Source organism: Streptomyces sp. NBC_00667, from assembly GCF_036226825.1.
GTDB lineage: Bacteria > Actinomycetota > Actinomycetes > Streptomycetales > Streptomycetaceae > Streptomyces.
On the sequence record NZ_CP109022.1, the window covers coordinates 4,213,213 to 4,230,904 of the forward strand.

Sequence of the window (17,692 nt, forward strand, 5' to 3'; positions counted from 1 at the left end):
TCCCCGCCCTGTCCCCCTGCCTTCCGCTCCTTCGCGCCAAGGAGAGTGCGTCATCAACGCGTCCAGCCCCCCCGCCGTAGAACTGCACGGCATCACCAAGCGTTTCCCCGGCGTCGTCGCCAACAAGGACATCGACATCACCGTCCGCAAGGGCACGGTCCACGCCCTCATCGGTGAGAACGGTGCCGGCAAGTCGACCCTGATGAAGATCCTCTACGGCATGCAGAAGCCGGACGAGGGCACCATCGCCGTCGACGGGGAGCAGGTCTCCTTCGCCAACCCGGGCGACGCCATCGCCCGCGGCATCGGCATGGTGCACCAGCACTTCATGCTCGCCGACAACCTCACCGTCCTGGAGAACGTCGTCCTCGGCGGCGAGAAGCTGTACGGGATCGGCGGCAAGGCCCGCAAGAAGATCATGGAGATCTCCGACGCGTACGGTCTCGGGGTCCGCCCCGACGCCCTCGTCGAGGAGCTCGGCGTCGCCGACCGCCAGCGCGTGGAGATCCTCAAGGTCCTCTACCGCGGCGCCCGCACACTGATCCTCGACGAGCCGACCGCCGTGCTCGTGCCGCAGGAAGTGGACGCGCTCTTCGACAACCTGCGCGAGCTCAAGGCCGAGGGCCTGACCGTCATCTTCATCTCGCACAAGCTGGGCGAGGTGCTCAAGGTCGCCGACGACATCACCGTCATCCGCCGCGGCACCACGGTCGGCACCGCCGACCCCCGCACCGCCACCACCAAGCAGCTCGCCGAGCTGATGGTCGGCAGCGAGCTGCCCTCGCCGGAGACCCGCGAGTCCACGGTGACCGAGACGCCGATGCTCCAGGTCCAGGACCTGCGGCTGGCCGCCGTCGACCCGGACGGGATCGTCCGCGAGGTGCTCGCCGGCATCAACTTCACCATCCACAAGGGCGAGGTCCTCGGCATCGCCGGTGTGGAGGGCAACGGCCAGACGGAGCTCATCGACGCCCTCATGGGCATGAGCATCCCCGACGGCGGCGTCATCACCCTCGACGGCCGGGACATCTCCACCACCCCGACGCGAAAGCGCCGCGAGGGAGGCATCGGTTACATCCCCGAGGACCGCCACCGGCACGGCCTGCTGCTGGAGTCCCCGCTGTGGGAGAACCGCATCCTCGGCCACGTCACCGAGGCGCCGAACTCCAAGCGCGGTGTCCTCGACCCCAAGGCCGCCCGCAAGGACACCGAGCGCATCGTGCGCGAGTACGACGTCCGCACCCCGGGCATCGACGTCACCGCGGCCTCCCTGTCCGGCGGCAACCAGCAGAAGCTGATCGTCGGCCGCGAGATGAGCCACAACCCCAAGTTCCTCATCGCCGCCCACCCCACCCGCGGTGTGGACGTCGGTGCGCAGGCGCAGATCTGGGACGCCATCCGCGAGGCCCGGCGCGAGGGCCTGGCCGTGCTGCTCATCTCCGCCGACCTCGACGAGCTGATCGGCCTGTCCGACACCCTGCGCGTCATCTACCGCGGCCGCCTGGTCGCGGACGCCGATCCGGCGACCATCACGCCCGAGGAGCTGGGCACCGCCATGACGGGTGCCGCCACCGGGCACCTGGAAGCGAACAACGACCACGTTGAAGGCTCCGCCGCTGCCGACGGTGACACGACGGAGGACGAGGCCCGATGAAGAAACTCGACAAGGACCGGCTGCTGCTCTCGGTCGCCGGACCGGTGCTCGCGCTGGTCAGCGCCTTGGTGCTGACCGTGATCGTGCTGGCCGCGTCGGGTGTCGACCCGATCGACCCGCTGCGCATCATGATCGAACAGGCCGGTTACGAGGACATCCAGGTCCTGATCATCAACCAGGCCGGCATTTACTACCTGGCAGCCCTGGCCGTCGCCATCGGCTTCCGGATGAACCTCTTCAACATCGGCGTCGACGGCCAGTACCGCCTCGCGGCGATGATCTCCGCGGTGGTCGGCACGGCGGTCTCGCTGCCCGGTCCGCTGCACGTCCTGCTGATCGTGGTCGTCGCCATGCTCACGGGTGCCTTCTGGGCCGGTATCGCGGGCGCCCTCAAGGCGCGCCGCGGCGTGAGCGAGGTCGTCTCCACGATCATGCTCAACGCCATCGCGACCTCGCTGATCGCCTGGCTGATCCTGCCGAAGAACTTCGGCGTCCAGCCGGCCGGTTCCAACGACCTCACCACCGGTGACATCCCCGAGTCGGGCTGGTTCCCGTCGCTCCCGCTGTCCGGCGGCGACATCTACGGCTTCACCTTCGTGGCCTTCGCCCTCGGCATCGTCTACTGGTTCGTGCTGAACCGGACCCGCTTCGGCTTCGACCTGCGCGCCACGGGCGCCAGTGAGACCGCCGCCCAGGCCTCCGGTGTGGACGCCAAGAAGATGATCATGACGTCGATGCTCATCTCCGGCGCGGTCGCCGGCCTGACGGGCATGCCGCTGCTGCTCGGCGAGTCGCACACCTACAACCTGTCCTTCCCGCTGGGCATCGGCTTCACCGGCATCACCATCGCCCTGCTCGGCCGGAACAACCCCCTCGGCATCTTCTTCTCGGCACTCCTGATCGCCTTCATCGACAAGGCCTCCGCCGGTCTCGACCAGAACGGCTACGCCAAGGAGATCGGCACGATCCTGCAGGGCCTGATCGTGATCGCCGTCGTCGTCAGCTACGAGCTCGTCCGCCGCTACGGCATCCGCCGCCAGCAGCAGAAGGTCGGCGAAGAGCTGGCCGCCGGCCACGCCCTCAAGACCGACAACAAGGAGGTCGCGGCGTGAGCACCAGCACCGTTTCCGCGACGAGCGCCGCGCCCAAGAAGGGCGGCGGCCGCCGCAAGCTCACCCTGCCCTGGATCCTGCTGATGATCGCGGGCGGAATCGCCCTGATCTCCCTGGTCCGGATCATTTCCGGAGCCGACGACCTGACCTCCGTCGGTCAGGTCTCCGGCGCCCTCCAGCTCGCCGTGCCGATCGCCCTCGCGGGCCTCGGCGGTCTGTGGGCCGAGCGCGCGGGCGTGGTCAACATCGGCCTCGAAGGCATGATGATCCTGGGCACCTGGTTCGGCGCCTGGGCCGGCTACCAGTGGGGTCCGTGGACCGGTGTCCTCATGGGCATCGTCGGCGGCGCCATCGGCGGCCTGCTGCACGCGATCATCACCGTGACGTTCAACGTCAACCACATCGTCTCCGGTGTGGCCGTGAACATCCTGGCGGTCGGCTTCACCCAGTACCTGTCGAACTTCACCTTCGACACGGTCCCGGGCGGTTCCTCCAAGCAGTCCCCGCGCATCGAGCCGATCACCGAGATCACCATCCCGGGGCTCTCGCACTGGCTGTCCACCCTCCAGGGCAAGCACTGGTTCCTGCTCTCGGACATCGCCGGGATCCTCGGCGGGCTGGTCACCAACCTCTCGCTGCTGACCGTGGTCGCGGTCCTGCTGGTCCCGGCCACCTGGTGGGTCCTGTGGCGGACCTCCTTCGGTCTGCGCCTGCGCTCCTGCGGTGAGAACCCGATCGCCGCCGAGTCCCTCGGCGTCAACGTCTACAAGTACAAGTACATCGCCGTCGTCGTCTCCGGCGCGATGGCCGGTCTCGGCGGCGCGTTCCTCGCGATCGTCTCCACCGGCATCTACCAGGAGGGCCAGACCGGCGGCCGCGGCTACATCGGTCTCGCCGCGATGATCTTCGGCAACTGGATGCCGGGCGGCATGGCCCTCGGCTCGGGCCTCTTCGGCTTCACCTACAGCCTCCGGCTGCGCGGCGGCTCCGAGAACGTCCACGCCATGCTCCTGCTCCTGGCGATCCTGCTCGTGCTCGTCGTCGCCTGGCAGCTGTACAAGAAGAAGCACGTACAGGCGGGCATCGCCGCCGCCTGCGCCGCCGGCCTCTTCCTCTGGTACGCGCTCACCGACGCCGTCCCGAGCCAGTTCGTGGACGCCGCCCCGTACGTCACGACGCTGCTCGTGCTCGCCCTGTCGGCGCAGCGGCTGCGGATGCCGAAGGCGGACGGCCTGCCGTACCGCAAGGGCCAGGGCAAGTGAGCCCGCACGCCACGGTGGACTGGGAGGCCCTGCGGACGGCCGCCCGGGAGGCGATGGCACGGGCGTACGCCCCGTACTCGGGCTTCCCGGTCGGCGTGGCCGCCCTGGTCGACGACGGCCGTACGGTCGTCGGCTGCAACGTGGAGAACGCCAGCTACGGGCTGGGCCTGTGCGCCGAGTGCGGGCTGGTGTCCGCCCTCCAGGCCACCGGCGGCGGCCGGCTCACGCACTTCACCTGCGTGGACGGCAAGGGCGAGATCCTGGTCCCGTGCGGCCGCTGCCGGCAGCTGCTCTTCGAGTTCGGCGGCCCCGAACTCCAGGTGGAGACGCCGGAAGGCGTCCTGCCGCTCGCGGCGATGCTCCCGCAGGCCTTCGGGCCCGACCACCTGAGATAGCCGCAGCGACGGTCCTTCGCCCCTCCCGGGCGGAGGACCGTCGTCTTTCTTCCGTCACATCCTCCCCACCTCTCTCTATGCGCGTAGAAGGAAGCACTCCATGGACGTCATCTCCGTCATCCGCACCAAGCGCGACCGCGGCGAACTGAGCCCCGAACAGATCGACTGGGTCATCGACGCGTACACGCGCGGAGTCGTGGCCGACGAGCAGATGTCGGCGCTGGCGATGGCCATCCTGCTGAACGGCATGAACCGGGCCGAGATCGCCCGCTGGACCGCCGCGATGATCGCCTCCGGCGAGCGGATGAACTTCGACTCGCTCTCCCGCCCGACCGCCGACAAGCACTCCACGGGCGGCGTCGGCGACAAGATCACCCTGCCCCTGGCCCCGCTCGTCGCCGCCTGCGGCGCTGCCGTGCCGCAGCTCTCCGGCCGGGGTCTCGGCCACACCGGCGGAACCCTGGACAAGCTGGAGTCCATCCCCGGCTGGCGGGCGCTGCTCTCCAACGAGGAGATGCTGAACGTCCTCGACACCACCGGCGCGGTCATCTGCGCGGCGGGCGACGGCCTGGCCCCCGCCGACAAGAAGCTGTACGCGCTGCGCGACGTGACCGGCACGGTCGAGGCGATCCCGCTGATCGCCTCCTCGATCATGTCGAAGAAGATCGCGGAGGGCACCGGTTCGCTGGTCCTGGACGTGAAGGTCGGCTCCGGCGCCTTCATGAAGAACATCGAGGACGCGCGCGAGCTCGCCTCCACCATGGTCGCCCTCGGCACCGACAGCGGCGTCAAGACGATCGCCCTGCTCACCGACATGTCCACCCCGCTCGGCCTGACCGCAGGCAACGCGCTGGAGGTCCGTGAGTCGGTCGAGGTCCTCGCCGGCGGCGGTCCCGCCGACGTCGTGGAGCTGACCCTGGCCCTGGCCCGGGAGATGCTGGACGCGGCGGGCATCAAGGACGCCGACCCGGCGAAGGCCCTCGCCGACGGCTCCGCCATGGACGTGTGGCGCCGGATGATCGCGGCCCAGGGCGGCGACCCCGACGCCACCCTGCCCGTCGCCCGCGAGCACCACGTCGTCACCGCCCCCGCCTCCGGTGTCCTGACCCGGCTGGACGCCTACGCGGTGGGCGTCGGCGCCTGGCGCCTGGGCGCTGGCCGCGCCCGCAAGGAGGACCCCGTCCAGGCGGGTGCGGGCATCGAGCTCCACGCGAAGCCGGGCGAGACGGTCACCGCGGGACAGGCCCTGATGACCCTGCACACCGACACCCCGGAGAAGTTCGAGTACGCGCTGGCCGCCCTGGAAGGCTCCTACGACATCGCCCCGGCGGGCACCGCCTTCACCGCGAACCCGATCGTGCTGGACCGCATCGCCTGACCGGCACCCGGAAAGGGCACTGAACCCCGTCGGCGCGGCTCCCCGTCCGGAGCCGCGCCGACGGCTGTCCGCCCGGCCGACGGGCCGGTACCGATGAGTTCGGGGGCGTGGCCCGGTCAACCCCTCGTGGAGATCAGAAGACTGGTGCTGCCCGGCCCCGGCGTGACGCCCGAGGACGCCGGGCGGCTCGACGCTCTGTGCCGCGACGGCCCCCGCCCCCTGTGGGTGGTGTGCGCAGCCGGGGCGCTCACCGCCACCGGGCTCGCCGAGGTGGACGGGCTCGCCCGCCTGGCGCTCGCCGCCCGCCGTGCCGGGGTCCGCCTCAGCCTGGCCGGGGCCGCGCCGCAGCTACGCGCCCTGCTGGACCTCGTAGGACTCGTCGAGCTGCTCGGGGAGCCCGAACAGCGGGAACCACCGGGCGGTGTCCAGGAAGGCGTTCAGGCCGACGATCTTCCCCTCTGATATCTCCAGCACCTGGAGCGCCCACGGCTCGTGCCCCGGCCGGCCGTCCTCCCGCGGGCGGTACTGGCCGAAGGCCGGCATGCCGTTCGCCGTCGTCGGGACGAGCCGGGACCCCTTGCAGCCGATGCCCTGGTTCAGGTGCCACGCGGCGATGTCCGCGTGCCCCTGGAGCCACAGGTCGAACGGAGGCATCGACAGCACCGCGTCCTCGTGCAGCAGGGCGGTCAGCCGGGAGATGTCGTACGCCTCGAAGGCACTCAGGTACCGCTCCAGCAGCTTCGCCTGGTCCGCGTCCAAAGGGTCCGCCGGATCGCTCGCCCGGATCCCCCGGCCGGCGAGGGTGGCCCGCGCCCGCTGGAGGGCGCTGTTGACCGACGCCACCGTCGTGTCCAGCAGCGTCGCGACCTCGTCCGCCTTCCAGGCCAGCACCTCGCGCAGGATCAGCACGGCCCGCTGCTTCGCCGGCAGGTGCTGGAGCGCGGCCACGAAGGCGAGCCGGACGGACTCCTTCGCCAGCGCCGCCTCGGCCGGATCGGCGGTCTGCGGCAGCACCCGTCCGTCCGGCACCGGCTCCAGCCACGTCACCTCGGGCCGCTCGCTCAGCACGGCCGACGCCTGGTGCTGCGGCGCGCCGAGGTCCATCGGCCGGGCGCGCTTGTTCCCGGCGTTCAGCAGGTCCAGGCAGACGTTGGTGGCGATCCGGTACAGCCAGGACCGCAGCGAGGAGCGGCCCTCGAACTTGTCGTAGGCGCGCCAGGCGCGCAGGTACGTGTCCTGCACCGCGTCCTCGGCGTCGAAGGACGAGCCGAGCATCCGGTAGCAGTAACCGGTGAGCTCGACCCGGTAGCGGTCCATCGCCGAATCGAGATCCGGGCTGGTCGCGAGGTCACTCATGGCTGCCGTCCCCCAGTAGTTCCACTACGTCGAAAACTACCGGAGGTGTCTGACAACGGCAGCCCGGCCGTCCGGCGCCGCGCGGGGAACGGTTCGGGTGCCGCCCGGGGGGACGCTCAGGTGCCGGGCTTGCGCCCGTACACGTAGACGTCGTCCCCGTTGCGGAGCAGGTTCCAGTAGGCCTTGGCGTCCGCCGGGCGCATGTTGACGCAGCCGCCGGAGCCGGGCGGGCTCCACATGCTCTTCTCGACGGAGTGGAAGGCGATGCCGCCGTCGAAGAACTGCGCGTACGGCATCGCCACGTCGTAGAGCGTCGACCAGAAGTCGATGTCGCGGTAGTAGATCTTCTTGTGACCGGTCCGGGTCTCGGTCCCGTCCTTGCCCGTGCGCACCGGCACCGGGCCGTAGACCAGTTTCCCGCCGTCCTGCACCCAGCTCAGCTGGCGCGTCAGGTCCACGCAGGCGATCCGCCCCAGGTCGACCGGGCACGAGCCGTCCCGGTTGGGGGTGGTGCCGGCCGCCCGCTGCGCCAGCATCACGCTCATCGTCTGCCAGGTCAGCGGCCCGGCGTACCCCGCGGCCGGGGTGATGCCGTACGTCGCCTGGAACGACCTGATGGCCGTGCAGTCGGCCGCCGACTGCACGCCGTCCACCGGCCGCCCCAGGAACTGCTCGACCTGCCGCTGGTAGGGCCCGGTGGTCGCGGTGCAGGAAGCGGCCCGCGCCGTCCCGCCCCCGACGACCAGCAGCGGCGCCGCCAGGGCCACCGCCGCGGCCACCAGTGCCGCCGCCCGGCCCCTCGTACGCGTCCGTCGGTTCCGTGTGGATTCCACATGCGCCTCCCCACCGCATCCCTTCCCCGCCCGGGGGCCGAACGTGCCGGAGCCCGGAGCGTGATGGGCTCCGGGCTTTCGTAAATCACCTCGTACCGATGTCGTACGGGCGCGTGGGCACGCCGTCGTATCGGCGCATCGCACGTCGTATCAGCGCATCGCGGCCAGGGAGGTCAGGCGGCGCTCGGCGCGCGCCACGCGCGACCCGTACAGGGTGATCGACGCGACGCCCACCACCGCCACCAGCGCGATCCCGACCGTGGCCGCCCACCCGGAGGCGTGGTAGGCCAGCGCGCCGAGGGTGCCGCCCGCGCTCGAACCGAGGTAGTACGCCGACTGGTAGAGCGCCGACGCCTGCGCACGCCCCGACGTGGCGGTCCGGCTCACCGCCGCGGAGGCCACCGCGTGGCCCGCGAAGAACCCGGCCGTGATCAGCACCAGGCCCGCCAGCACGGCGGCCAGCGCGTCCGCCAGCGAGAGCAGCAGCCCGAGCGCGGTCGTGGTCACCGCCAGGTACAGCGCGCCGCGCCGGCCTATCCGGGCCACCAACTGCCCCGCGGCCGCCGAGGAGACCGTACCGACCAGGTAGACCAGGAACACCGACCCGACGACGCCCTGCCCCAGCGAGAACGGCTCGTCCACCAGGCGGTACCCGATGACCGTGTACACCGCCCCGAACACCGTCATGAACAGCGCGCCGATCCCGTACAGCCGCAGCAGCAGCGGATCGCGCAGGTGCCCGGCGACGGTACGTCCCACCGCGCGCGGGTTCAGCGACGCCGGCCGGAAGAACCGCGCCCGGGGCAGCAGCACCGCGAACGCCACCGCGCAGCCCAGCGCCATCAGTCCGACCGTCAGCAGCCCGGCCCGCCAGCCCCACAGCTGCGCCGCCCAGCCGGTGACGATCCGGCCGCTCATCCCGCCGATCGAGTTGCCCGCCACGAACAGGCCGATCGCGCCGACCAGCGCCTTGGGCCGGACCTCCTCGGCGAGGTACGCCATCGCGGAGGCGGGGATGCCGGCGATCGCCGCGCCCTGGACCGCGCGCAGCGCCACCAGCCACTCCAGGCTCGGGGCGAACGGGACGAGCAGGCCTACCCCGACGGCCAGGGCCATCGCGCAGGTCATCATCCGGGTCCGCCCGAACCGCTCGGACAGGGCGCTGAGCGGCAGGACGAACAGCGCGAGCGCGCCGGTGGCGGCGGACACCGTCCAGCTCGCCTGACCGGCCGTCACGCCGAAGTCACCGGAGATCGCGGGCAGCAGCGCCTGCGTGGAGTAGAGGAGGGCGAAGGTCGCCAGTCCCGCGGCGAAGAGCGCGAAGCTCATCCGGCGGTGGCCGGGGCGGCCGGGCGAGAGGGGCTGCGGTGCGGGGGACGACGGGGTGGAGGCACCCGGGATGGCGGGTGCCCCGGTATGAGCGGGAGGCATGTACCGACCGTAGACCCGGGCCGTTTCATGCGTCCAATGCACAGATTCGCGATAATCGATCCACTCATGCATCAACACAGCTCAGAGAGGTGCATGTCAATGAGTCGTTACGAAGAAGACATCCCCGTGACAAGTCTGCTGGCCCCCCGGCTCGCCTACTTCGTCGCGGTCGCCCGGCACGAGCACGTCACCCGCGCCGCGCACGAACTGGGCGTGCCGCAGTCCACCCTGTCCCGGGCCATGGTCCGCCTCGAACAGGACCTGGCCGTCACGCTGTTCGCCCGCAAGGGCCGCACCGTCGCCCTCACCACCGCCGGGCGCACCTTCCTCGCCTCCGCCCAGCGGGCGCTCGGCGAGATCGCCCGCGCCGCCGAATCCGTGCAGCAGGACGCCGACCCGGCCTCCGGCAAGGTCGCCTTCGGCTTCCTGCACACCCTGGGTTCCGAGACCGTGCCCGGCCTGATCCGCGCCTTCCGCGCCCACCACCCCAGGATCCGGTTCTCCCTCGTCCAGAACTACGGCGAGGCGATGCTGGAGCGGCTGCGGGCCGGGGAACTCGACCTCTGCCTGACCTCCCCGCTCCCCGACGCCCCCGACCTGGTGGCCCGCCGGCTCGACGAACAGCGGCTGCGCCTGGTCGTGCCCGACGACCACCGCCTCGCGGGACGCAAGCGCATCCGCCTCGCCGAGGCCGCCGAGGAAACCTTCGTCACGCTGGAGCCCGGCTACGGGCTGCGCCGCATCACCGACGACCTGTGCGCGGAAGCCGGGTTCACCCCGCGGGTCGCCTTCGAGGGCGAGGAGGCGGAAACCCTGCGCGGTCTCGTCGCGGCCGGTCTCGGCGTGGCCCTGCTGCCGCCGCCCGCCGTGGCCCGGCCCGGTGTGGTGGAGCTGACGGTGACGGCGCCCCGCGCGGTCCGCGAGATCGGCGTCGCCTGGCTCGACGGACACCCCGACACGCCGCCGGTGGCGGAGTTCAAGCGGTTCCTGATGTCCCGCAGGGGCCGGCTGCTTCCCGAGCCGTGAGCGGGGCGCCCGCGCCCGCCCGGGGCTCGGCCGACAGCAAGTACCCCGCCTGGAAGCGCGACTTGGCCCCGACCGCCCGCATGATCCCGGCGATGTGCCGTTGGCAGGTCCGCTCCGACATGCCGAGCCGGCGCGCGATCACCTTGTCCTCCAGCCCCTCCGCCAGCAGCCGTACGATCGTCTGCCGCAGCTCGTCCGTCAGCGAACGGGCCGCGTCCGGACCCACCGTCACGGGGAAGGGCTCCGCCGCGACCCAGGACCGTTCGAACGCCGCCTTCATGAAGTGCACGACGTTCGGCTCGCGCACCACCAGCGCCGCCCCGCTGCGGTCCGGCACCTCCATCAGCCCCGTGTGGCCGTCGAAGACCAGCATCCGCATCAGCCCGTCGCCCAGGGTGCGGACCTGCGCGCCCAGCGCCGTCACCCGCTCCACGTAGGCCGCCGTCGGGCGCGAGTAGCGGGCCGTGTGCTGGTAGACGGTCCGCATCCGCACCCCGCGCGCCAGCAGCGCCTCGTCCCGCCCGATCGCCTCCTCCAGTGACTCCGGGGGTCGTCCCCCGCCGGGCTGCGAGGTCAGCAACTCGCACTCGGCGTCCGCAACGAGCTCGGCGATCAGCCCCCGTACCGCCCCGAGGTCGGTCACCAGCTCCAGGTGCCCCGAGCCGCCCGGGTCCCGCTGCGCGGCCCCCGCCTCGTAGGCCGGGACCAGCTCCTCCAGCCGCCCGCGCAGCCGGTCCATCTCGTCGTGCGTCTCCCGGACGAGCAGCGCCAAGGGGGCCAGGGCCCGGGCCGCGGCCGCCCGGGGCGCCACCGCGCTCCACCGCTCCGCGCCCGGACCCGCAGCCCGTTGGAGCAGGTGGGCGGCGGCCAGCTCGGTCAGGGCGGTACCGGCGCGCGCACCCAGGGCAGCGGCGGCTTCCTCGGCCGCGAAGTCGCGCCGCTCCACGGCGTACGCGTACAGGCGCCGCGCGGCGGGGCTCAGTCCGTCGCCCCGGGCGCTCGCTTCGAGGTCGTCGGCCGGCATGGACCAATTTCTCCCTGTAGGTGAGGATTTGTAAACCCCTCGTATTCCCGCAAGGCGGCAAGACGATGCCTGGCCGGGGCCCTGGGACGTATGCCGGACCGGCACAGTGGGGTGCGGCCCGAGGGGGAAGGGCCGCAGGGGAGAGCAGCGGAAGGCGCGCCGGACGGGCCGCAGCCCTCCGACCGTGAGGGGGCGGATCGGCGGGCTCGGTCGCGTCCGGCGCGTCGCCCGTCGTGGGGGAGGCGCCTCAGCCGGACGACTTCGCGTAGTCCCCGAAGCCCGTCCAGTCGACGGCGACCACCCGCTCGTCGCCCACGACCCAGGCGTCGTGCCCGGGCGCGATCTGCATGAGGTCCCCGGGGCCGTACTCCTCGCTCGCGCCGTCGTCCATGACGACCTTCATCCGGCCGCTCACCACGTACCCGGTGTGCGCGGCCTGGCAGCTGTCCGTGCCGGCCAGCGGCTTGATGTGCTCCGACCAGCGCCAGCCGGGCTCGAAGACCGCGCGGCCGATGGCCCCGCCCTCCGCCTGGATCACGTCCAGCCGGCCCATGCCGCCCTCGAACGGACGCGTCTCGTCCGCGTCGTCGAAGTTCTTGCGCAGGATCTGGGCCATGCCCGGTCACCTCCCGTGGAAGAAACCCCCGAGGACAACCACCCGAGTCCATTTCCCACTTTACCCGCGGACGGCGCTGGGGGCCGGGTGGCTCAGCCCCGCAGCGAGCGCCCGAAACCCGAGGCCAGCGGCATTCGCAGCCCCAGCGGCGGAGGCGCGGCGAGCGCGTCCGTCACCGGCCGCGAGTACCGCCCCGAGAACATCGCGCCCAGAACGAAGTCCACCCCGAGGGCGACCACTTCCGCCTGGTGCTCGCGCAGCCCGTGCCCGTCGGAATGCACCTCGAACCGGCACGTGGAACGATTCGCCTTCTTCGCCCGCGCCGCCAGCAGGAAGGACGACTCCGGATCGCAGCGCCCGTCGTTGGTCCCGTGCACGATCAGCACCTGCCGCCCCGCCAGCTGCTTCACCGGCTCCGGGGAGTCCGTCGTCGCGTCGGTGGAGGGGGCCAGCGCCAGCACCGCCTGCACTGCCCCGTGCCCGGCCGCCCGCAGGGCCGCCAGGCCGCCGGCGTCGTACCCCGCCAGGCAGACCGGCACGTCCCCGTACCTGCGTACCGCCTCGTCCGCCGCCCACCGGGCGTCGTCCTCGCGGGCGCCCGTCCCGTGCAGCACCGGGTGCGCGGCCAGGCCGTGCGCCCCGCCCGCCCGGGCCAGCGCCCGCGCGAGCGGACGCACCGGACCGGGGGAGAATCTGGACCCCCCGGGAAGCAGGAGCACCACACCACTGACCGTCGAGACCGAGCCGTTCGCGCCGGCCGCCCGCCCGAGGCGGGCACCGCGCGCCGGCGGCGCATGCTGTGCCATGGCGGAACAGTCTCAGACCGACAGGTGTACGCCACCCCTCCGTACGGTCACTGTTACGTATCGACGGCTCACGCCGAGCCCGCGCTCTACGCGCGTAGGAGCTAGAGTGCCCAGATGACGAGCGACACCCCGAACCTGCCCACCCCGGATCAGATCCGCCGTGCCCCCAAGGTGCTCCTCCACGACCACCTCGACGGTGGCCTGCGCCCCGGGACCATCATCGAGCTGGCCCGCGAGGTCGGCTACGAGAACCTCCCCGAGAACGACGCCGACAAGCTGGGCGTCTGGTTCCGGGAAGCCGCCGACTCCGGCTCCCTGCCGCGCTACCTGGAGACGTTCGCGCACACCTGCGCCGTCATGCAGACGAAGGCGGCGCTCTTCCGCGTGGCCGCCGAGTGCGCCGAGGACCTGGCCGAGGACGGCGTCGTGTACGCCGAGATCCGCTACGCCCCCGAGCAGCACCTGGAAGCCGGCCTGACCCTCGAAGAGGTCGTCGAGGCGGTGAACGACGGCTTCCGCGAGGGAGAGCGCCGCGCCAAGGCGAACGGCCACCGCATCCGCATCGGGGCCCTGCTGACCGCGATGCGCCACGCGGCCCGCGCCCTGGAGATCGCCGAGCTGGCCAACCGCTACCGCGACAACGGCGTGGTCGGCTTCGACATCGCCGGCGCCGAGGCCGGGTTCCCCCCCACCCGCCACCTCGACGCCTTCGAGTACCTCAAGCGCGAGAACAACCACTTCACGATCCACGCGGGCGAGGCCTTCGGCCTGCCGTCGATCTGGCAGGCCCTGCAGTGGTGCGGCGCCGACCGCCTGGGTCACGGCGTGAAGATCATCGACGACATCGAGGTCTCCGCCGACGGCTCCGTGAAGCTCGGCCGTCTGGCGTCCTACGTCCGGGACAAGCGCATCCCCCTGGAGATGTGCCCGACCTCGAACCTGCAGACGGCCGCCGCCGCCTCGTACGCCGAGCACCCGATCGGCCTGCTGCGCAAACTGCACTTCCGGCTGACCGTCAACACCGACAACCGGCTGATGAGCGGTACCAGCATGAGCCGCGAGTTCGAGCACCTGGTCGAGACTTTCGGTTACACGCTGGAAGACATGCAGTGGTTCACCGTCAATGCGATGAAGTCCGCGTTCATTCCTTTCGATGAACGACTGGCGATGATCAACGACGTGATCAAGCCGGGCTATGCGGAGCTCAAGTCCGAGTGGCTCTTCCGTCAGACCGCTTCCACCAGCGGATCCGTCTCGGCTTAGGCCGTGGCATGACATGAGTGGGGCGTCCGGGAAGAGTTATTCCCGGACGCTTCCTCATATTTAAGGATGTTTGCAGGCCGGGGTTTGAAGTGACTAGTTTGCGGAGCCGCTCAATTCCCCGTCGCAAGGACGATTTTGATGAAGAAGTCAGCTGCCAAGACGCTCGGTGCCGCCGCCCTGGGTGCCGCCTTCGCCGCCGTCGCCGCCGGTTCCGCCTCCGCCGCCGTCCCGGCCGTCGGTCTGACCGACGCGCTGGGCACCGCCACCGGCGCCGTCCAGGGGCTCACCAGCCAGCAGCACATGGGTGCCAAGGAAGGCCGGGACGCGAGCGACCCGGGCGAGGCGCTCGGTACGGTCACCAGCCTCCTCGGCGGCGTGCCGCTCAGCAACCTCGGCAGCTGACGCGCAGGCCCTGCCCGCACGCGTGATCCGCACGCGTCATCCGCACGCGCGGACCCGTGGCGCACACCCTTTCGACCAGGTGTGCGCCACGTCGCGCGGTGTGCCACGATCACCGGCAACTGCCCGCCGGAGCACAGTGTTTGGGGTCTCGGTCATGCGCATGAAGGCACGGTTCACGGCACGGACGCGGACGTGGACGGCGAGCGCCGCCCTGCTCCCCTCCCTGCTCCTCGCCGCCACGGGATGCGGCGGCGCCGCGGACGGATCCGGCGGGGCACCCGACGCGAAGGGCTCCGCAGCGCCGCGCGCCACGGCCACGCCCCCCGCCGGCTCCGCCGCCCCGGCCTCCCCCAAGGCCGCAGCGAGCAGGCTGGAGCGCTCCGCCCTGGAACCGGGCGACCTCGACGGCTACCAGATCTCCGCGCAGGGCAAGAACCCCAACGCCCCCTCCGGCCAGCCCCAGGCCGACCGGAAGGCCTGCCAGCCCCTCGCCGACGTCATGGGCGACAAGCCCGACCCGGCCGCGCGGGAAACCGTCAACCGGGGCCTCGGCTCGCAGAAGCAAGTCGGCCTCGCGATCTCCGCCTCGGTCAGCTCCTACGCCGAAGCCGACGCCAAGCGGCTGATGGACCGGCTGCGCGACGCCGTCGCCGAATGCGGTACGGGCTTCTCCGCCACCGTCCAGAAGCAGACCGGCAGCTACCGCGACGTGAAACCCGTCGCGTACAAGACCGGTGGCGACGAGAACGTCAGCTGGACCACCACCGCCGTCGCCGGGGGCGTCTCGGCGCAGGTCCACCTCGTCGTCGTGCGCCAGGGCGCCACCGTCGTGCGGCTGATGGCCCTCAACGTGGCCGATGCCGCGAAGAAGGCGCAGCTGCCGCAAGAGGTGGCCGACAAGCAGCTCGAAAAGGTCCGCAAGGCGGGCTGAGCGGACGCGCGGCTGCCGGGCGCCGGCTACCAGGCGGTCTGCGCCGAGCCCGCGCCCTGCTTGTCGTTGGGCAGCAGCAGCCACAGCGCCAGGTAGATCAGGAACTGCGGGCCGGGCAGCAGGCACGACAGGACGAAGATGATCCGCATCGTCCGTGTCCGCATTCCGAAGCGTCGCGCGAGACCGGCGCAGACACCACCGATCATCCGTCCGTCACGGGGGCGGGTAATCGCGCTCATGGGGTTTCTCCTCGTATCCGGGAACCGCTTTCTTGCGATGCCTCAATACTCGCGGGGAACCGCCGAAAGGACCTCGGTCCAGGGGCTCACGTCGACCCTGGTAATTCTCGGGGTGGGCCCCTGAGAGCGCCGCAGCCTGGCCCTCAGGGCCGGCACCACCGCCGCGTGCACCAGCAGCACCCCGGCGGTGTTCAGCAGCACCGAGTCGACGTCGACGACCTGCCCCGGCACCCCGCTCTGGAGCATCGCGATGCTCAGCGAGATCAGCGCGGCCGCGGCTCCCGCACGGGCGAGCGAGGACCACGCCGCCAGCGGTGACCGGGCGAGCCGCCCGCCGGCCAGCGGCAGCAGCACCCCGAGCGGTGCCAACAGGGCGAGCCCCCCGCCGATCCGCCGGGCCGCCTCCAGGGGCCCGTAGGACAGATCGGCCCGGATGCCCTCCAGCGGTGTCAGGTTCGCGGCCGCCGCCCAGGGCACGTCCAGCGGCCGCAAGGTCAGCCAGCCGACGAGGAGGAGGTGGGCGGCCAGCAGGGCCCCGCCGAGGAACCGGAGCCGGAGGTGGATGGCTGTGGCGGCGTTGTCGCCTGCCTCATGACGCTGCACACCTGGGAGGACGCAGCCCCCGGTGGCCGCGGTTCCGCTCCGCTCCGGTGTGACGGGACCCACCTACCGCAGCGCCAGCAGCACGATCAGCAGCACCGCGCCCGCCGCGGCCGGTGCGATGACCTCGTACGACCACCGCACCTTCACCGGGCCCTGGGCACCCTCGCGCGCCGCTCCGCGTTCGGCCAGCTCCTGCAGCTCGTCCACGACCTTGTCGGCGAGGGCGCGCGGCGGGCCCTGGGCGGCCGCGCCCGACGCCGGCTGCGCCGCCCCGGTGGCCGCCCCGACGCCCCGGCCCTGCCGGCGCTGCGCCTTCTTGCGCTCCCGCAGGGACACCGGGACCGACCACAGCTGGTACTTCTCGCCCTCGGCCAGTACCTCCGCCGAGTACCCGGCGCGCACCACGTCCACGGAGGCCCAGGGCAGCTCGATGACCCGGAAGGGGTTGCGGACCCGCATCCGGTCGTCGTTGGCGAAGACGGCCGGCCGGATGGTGAACGCGACGGTCAGCGGCACGGCGCACAGCGCGACGGCCAGGCCGATCCAGCGCGTGCTGCCGTCCCCGAACACGACGGCGTCCCCGCACAGCCACACGATCAGCGCGAGGGTCAGTACCCCGGTCACGACGGCCGGGGACGAGCGGTAGACGCGATCGGCGTAGACCGGACCGTCGGCGGGCTGCTGGCTGCTCATGCGCCCGATTCTGCCTCACGCCGTCTCAGCCGACGAGATCGGCGTACAGGATGATGTTGTCGGGCCGGTGGCCGTCGGTGAGCTCGCCGCCGCAGGTGATGACGCGCAGCTCCGGGCGGGTGGTGTCCCCGTACACCTTGGCGGTGGGGAACGTCTTCTTGTCCACCTGTTCCAGTTCGCGCACCCGGAAGACCGCGGTGCTGCCGTCGGCCCGGGTGACGCTGACCTCGTCGCCGGTGCGGACGCGCGAGACGTCCTTGAGCACGCCGGGCCCGCGGGCCGTGTCGAAGTGCCCGATCAGCACGGCCGGACCGGTTTCGCCGGGGGTGACGCCCTTGGTGTACCAGCCGATCTTGTCCCCGTCGGAGACCGGGGGCACCTCGACGGTGCCGTCGGCGGCGAGGCCCAGCCGCAGCACGGGGGAGGCGTCCACCCCGGCGGAGGGGATGCGTACGCGTACGGGCGTGGAGGCGGGCAGGGGTGCGGCCGTCGCCGGAGCGGCGGGAGCGGTCGTGGGGGTGACGGCGGGCGGCGCGGCGGGGACGGAAGCGGCGGTGGTGGCGCCGCCGCAGCCGGTCAGGGCGGCGGCGAGGAGCGCGGCGGCCAGGAGCGGGCGGACGCGGCGGGTCATGGGGGCTCCGGGAAACGAGGGCCGGCGGGCCACCGCG

20 protein-coding genes are annotated in these 17,692 nt (G+C 72.0%); 10 read left to right on the forward strand and 10 right to left on the reverse strand.

The window, feature by feature from the left end; genetic code table 11:
* Positions 1-82 precede the first annotated feature (82 nt).
* The 6 genes from OHA81_RS19665 (at position 83) to OHA81_RS19690 (ending at position 6,263) form a co-directional block, all read left to right on the forward strand.
* Positions 83-1,654, forward strand: coding sequence for an ABC transporter ATP-binding protein (locus tag OHA81_RS19665; protein WP_329202397.1), 1,572 nt, complete (start codon positions 83-85; stop codon positions 1,652-1,654).
* Complete coding sequence (locus OHA81_RS19670; protein WP_329197705.1) at positions 1,651-2,766, forward strand: ABC transporter permease; 1,116 nt, start codon at positions 1,651-1,653, stop codon at positions 2,764-2,766. Before OHA81_RS19665 ends, OHA81_RS19670 begins: the two co-directional genes overlap by 4 nt.
* Positions 2,763-4,028 (forward strand): ABC transporter permease, encoded by a 1,266-nt coding sequence (locus tag OHA81_RS19675; protein WP_329197706.1) that lies wholly within the window; start codon positions 2,763-2,765, stop codon positions 4,026-4,028. The genes OHA81_RS19670 and OHA81_RS19675 overlap by 4 nt, the downstream gene beginning before the upstream one ends.
* Complete coding sequence (locus OHA81_RS19680; RefSeq protein ID WP_329197707.1) at positions 4,025-4,423, forward strand: cytidine deaminase; 399 nt, start codon at positions 4,025-4,027, stop codon at positions 4,421-4,423. Before OHA81_RS19675 ends, OHA81_RS19680 begins: the two co-directional genes overlap by 4 nt.
* Positions 4,424-4,523: 100 nt before the next feature.
* Positions 4,524-5,801: a thymidine phosphorylase gene (locus OHA81_RS19685; protein ID WP_329197708.1), complete on the forward strand. Its 1,278-nt coding sequence runs from the start codon at positions 4,524-4,526 to the stop codon at positions 5,799-5,801.
* A gap of 126 nt (positions 5,802-5,927) precedes the next feature.
* Positions 5,928-6,263 (forward strand): hypothetical protein, encoded by a 336-nt coding sequence (locus OHA81_RS19690; RefSeq protein WP_329197710.1) that lies wholly within the window; start codon positions 5,928-5,930, stop codon positions 6,261-6,263.
* Here OHA81_RS19690 and OHA81_RS19695 read toward each other — a convergent pair.
* The 3 genes from OHA81_RS19695 to OHA81_RS19705 form a co-directional block, all read right to left on the reverse strand.
* Positions 6,150-7,157 carry a sigma-70 family RNA polymerase sigma factor gene (locus OHA81_RS19695; RefSeq protein ID WP_329197712.1) on the reverse strand — a complete coding sequence of 336 codons (1,008 nt, stop codon included), beginning with the start codon at positions 7,155-7,157 and terminating at the stop codon, positions 6,150-6,152. The genes OHA81_RS19690 and OHA81_RS19695 overlap by 114 nt on opposite strands.
* 116 nt (positions 7,158-7,273) lie before the next feature.
* Positions 7,274-7,939, reverse strand: a complete 666-nt coding sequence (locus OHA81_RS19700) for a L,D-transpeptidase family protein (protein ID WP_443056780.1) — start codon at positions 7,937-7,939, stop codon at positions 7,274-7,276.
* Between the two features lie 201 nt (positions 7,940-8,140).
* A complete protein-coding gene (locus OHA81_RS19705) occupies positions 8,141-9,421 on the reverse strand; it encodes an MFS transporter (protein ID WP_329197714.1) in 1,281 nt (426 codons plus the stop codon).
* Between the two features lie 99 nt (positions 9,422-9,520).
* Here OHA81_RS19705 and OHA81_RS19710 point away from each other — a divergent pair, with 99 nt between their 5' ends.
* Entirely contained in the window at positions 9,521-10,447 is a 927-nt protein-coding gene (locus OHA81_RS19710) for a LysR family transcriptional regulator (protein WP_329197716.1), read from the forward strand.
* Here the strand turns inward: OHA81_RS19710 and OHA81_RS19715 are convergent.
* From OHA81_RS19715 to OHA81_RS19725, 3 genes are all read right to left on the reverse strand, one after another.
* Positions 10,398-11,471, reverse strand: a complete 1,074-nt coding sequence (locus tag OHA81_RS19715) for a helix-turn-helix transcriptional regulator (protein WP_329197718.1) — start codon at positions 11,469-11,471, stop codon at positions 10,398-10,400. The genes OHA81_RS19710 and OHA81_RS19715 overlap by 50 nt on opposite strands.
* A gap of 247 nt (positions 11,472-11,718) precedes the next feature.
* Positions 11,719-12,087 (reverse strand): cupin domain-containing protein, encoded by a 369-nt coding sequence (locus OHA81_RS19720; RefSeq protein ID WP_329197720.1) that lies wholly within the window; start codon positions 12,085-12,087, stop codon positions 11,719-11,721.
* A 92-nt stretch (positions 12,088-12,179) separates the two neighbouring features.
* A complete protein-coding gene (locus tag OHA81_RS19725; protein WP_329197722.1) occupies positions 12,180-12,893 on the reverse strand; it encodes an alpha/beta hydrolase in 714 nt (237 codons plus the stop codon).
* A 114-nt stretch (positions 12,894-13,007) separates the two neighbouring features.
* On the opposite strand from OHA81_RS19725, the gene OHA81_RS19730 reads away from it, so the two are divergent.
* From OHA81_RS19730 to OHA81_RS19740, 3 genes are all read left to right on the forward strand, one after another.
* Positions 13,008-14,156, forward strand: a complete 1,149-nt coding sequence (locus tag OHA81_RS19730; protein ID WP_329197724.1) for an adenosine deaminase — start codon at positions 13,008-13,010, stop codon at positions 14,154-14,156.
* Between the two features lie 138 nt (positions 14,157-14,294).
* On the forward strand, positions 14,295-14,558 hold the full coding sequence (locus tag OHA81_RS19735) for a hypothetical protein (protein ID WP_190183124.1): 264 nt from the start codon (positions 14,295-14,297) through the stop codon (positions 14,556-14,558).
* Between the two features lie 154 nt (positions 14,559-14,712).
* Entirely contained in the window at positions 14,713-15,489 is a 777-nt protein-coding gene (locus OHA81_RS19740; RefSeq protein ID WP_329197727.1) for a hypothetical protein, read from the forward strand.
* A gap of 26 nt (positions 15,490-15,515) precedes the next feature.
* Here the strand turns inward: OHA81_RS19740 and OHA81_RS19745 are convergent, their stop codons facing one another.
* From OHA81_RS19745 to OHA81_RS19760, 4 genes are all read right to left on the reverse strand, one after another.
* The gene (locus tag OHA81_RS19745; RefSeq protein ID WP_329197729.1) at positions 15,516-15,728 is read right to left on the reverse strand and encodes a PspC domain-containing protein; all 213 of its coding nucleotides are present in this window, start codon (positions 15,726-15,728) and stop codon (positions 15,516-15,518) included.
* A 42-nt stretch (positions 15,729-15,770) separates the two neighbouring features.
* Positions 15,771-16,331, reverse strand: a complete 561-nt coding sequence (locus OHA81_RS19750; protein WP_329197731.1) for a VanZ family protein — start codon at positions 16,329-16,331, stop codon at positions 15,771-15,773.
* 63 nt (positions 16,332-16,394) lie between these two features.
* Positions 16,395-17,024 (reverse strand): PH domain-containing protein, encoded by a 630-nt coding sequence (locus OHA81_RS19755; protein ID WP_329197733.1) that lies wholly within the window; start codon positions 17,022-17,024, stop codon positions 16,395-16,397.
* A 25-nt stretch (positions 17,025-17,049) separates the two neighbouring features.
* Positions 17,050-17,655 carry a class F sortase gene (locus OHA81_RS19760; protein WP_329197734.1) on the reverse strand — a complete coding sequence of 202 codons (606 nt, stop codon included), beginning with the start codon at positions 17,653-17,655 and terminating at the stop codon, positions 17,050-17,052.
* Positions 17,656-17,692 lie beyond the last annotated feature (37 nt).

Bases quoted from the DNA above. Each gene is read 5' to 3' on its own strand.
- OHA81_RS19670 (WP_329197705.1), top strand. From the start codon at position 1,651: ATGAAGAAACTCGACAAGGACCGGCTGCTGCTCTCGGTCGCCGGACCG.
- OHA81_RS19760 (WP_329197734.1), bottom strand. From the start codon at position 17,655: ATGACCCGCCGCGTCCGCCCGCTCCTGGCCGCCGCGCTCCTCGCCGCC.
- OHA81_RS19755 (WP_329197733.1), bottom strand. From the start codon at position 17,024: ATGAGCAGCCAGCAGCCCGCCGACGGTCCGGTCTACGCCGATCGCGTC.
- OHA81_RS19715 (WP_329197718.1), bottom strand. From the start codon at position 11,471: ATGCCGGCCGACGACCTCGAAGCGAGCGCCCGGGGCGACGGACTGAGC.
- OHA81_RS19710 (WP_329197716.1), top strand. From the start codon at position 9,521: ATGAGTCGTTACGAAGAAGACATCCCCGTGACAAGTCTGCTGGCCCCC.
- OHA81_RS19725 (WP_329197722.1), bottom strand. From the start codon at position 12,893: ATGGCACAGCATGCGCCGCCGGCGCGCGGTGCCCGCCTCGGGCGGGCG.
- OHA81_RS19720 (WP_329197720.1), bottom strand. From the start codon at position 12,087: ATGGCCCAGATCCTGCGCAAGAACTTCGACGACGCGGACGAGACGCGT.
- OHA81_RS19735 (WP_190183124.1), top strand. From the start codon at position 14,295: ATGAAGAAGTCAGCTGCCAAGACGCTCGGTGCCGCCGCCCTGGGTGCC.
- OHA81_RS19695 (WP_329197712.1), bottom strand. From the start codon at position 7,157: ATGAGTGACCTCGCGACCAGCCCGGATCTCGATTCGGCGATGGACCGC.
- OHA81_RS19745 (WP_329197729.1), bottom strand. From the start codon at position 15,728: ATGAGCGCGATTACCCGCCCCCGTGACGGACGGATGATCGGTGGTGTC.
- OHA81_RS19740 (WP_329197727.1), top strand. From the start codon at position 14,713: ATGCGCATGAAGGCACGGTTCACGGCACGGACGCGGACGTGGACGGCG.
- OHA81_RS19705 (WP_329197714.1), bottom strand. From the start codon at position 9,421: ATGCCTCCCGCTCATACCGGGGCACCCGCCATCCCGGGTGCCTCCACC.
- OHA81_RS19685 (WP_329197708.1), top strand. From the start codon at position 4,524: ATGGACGTCATCTCCGTCATCCGCACCAAGCGCGACCGCGGCGAACTG.
- OHA81_RS19730 (WP_329197724.1), top strand. From the start codon at position 13,008: ATGACGAGCGACACCCCGAACCTGCCCACCCCGGATCAGATCCGCCGT.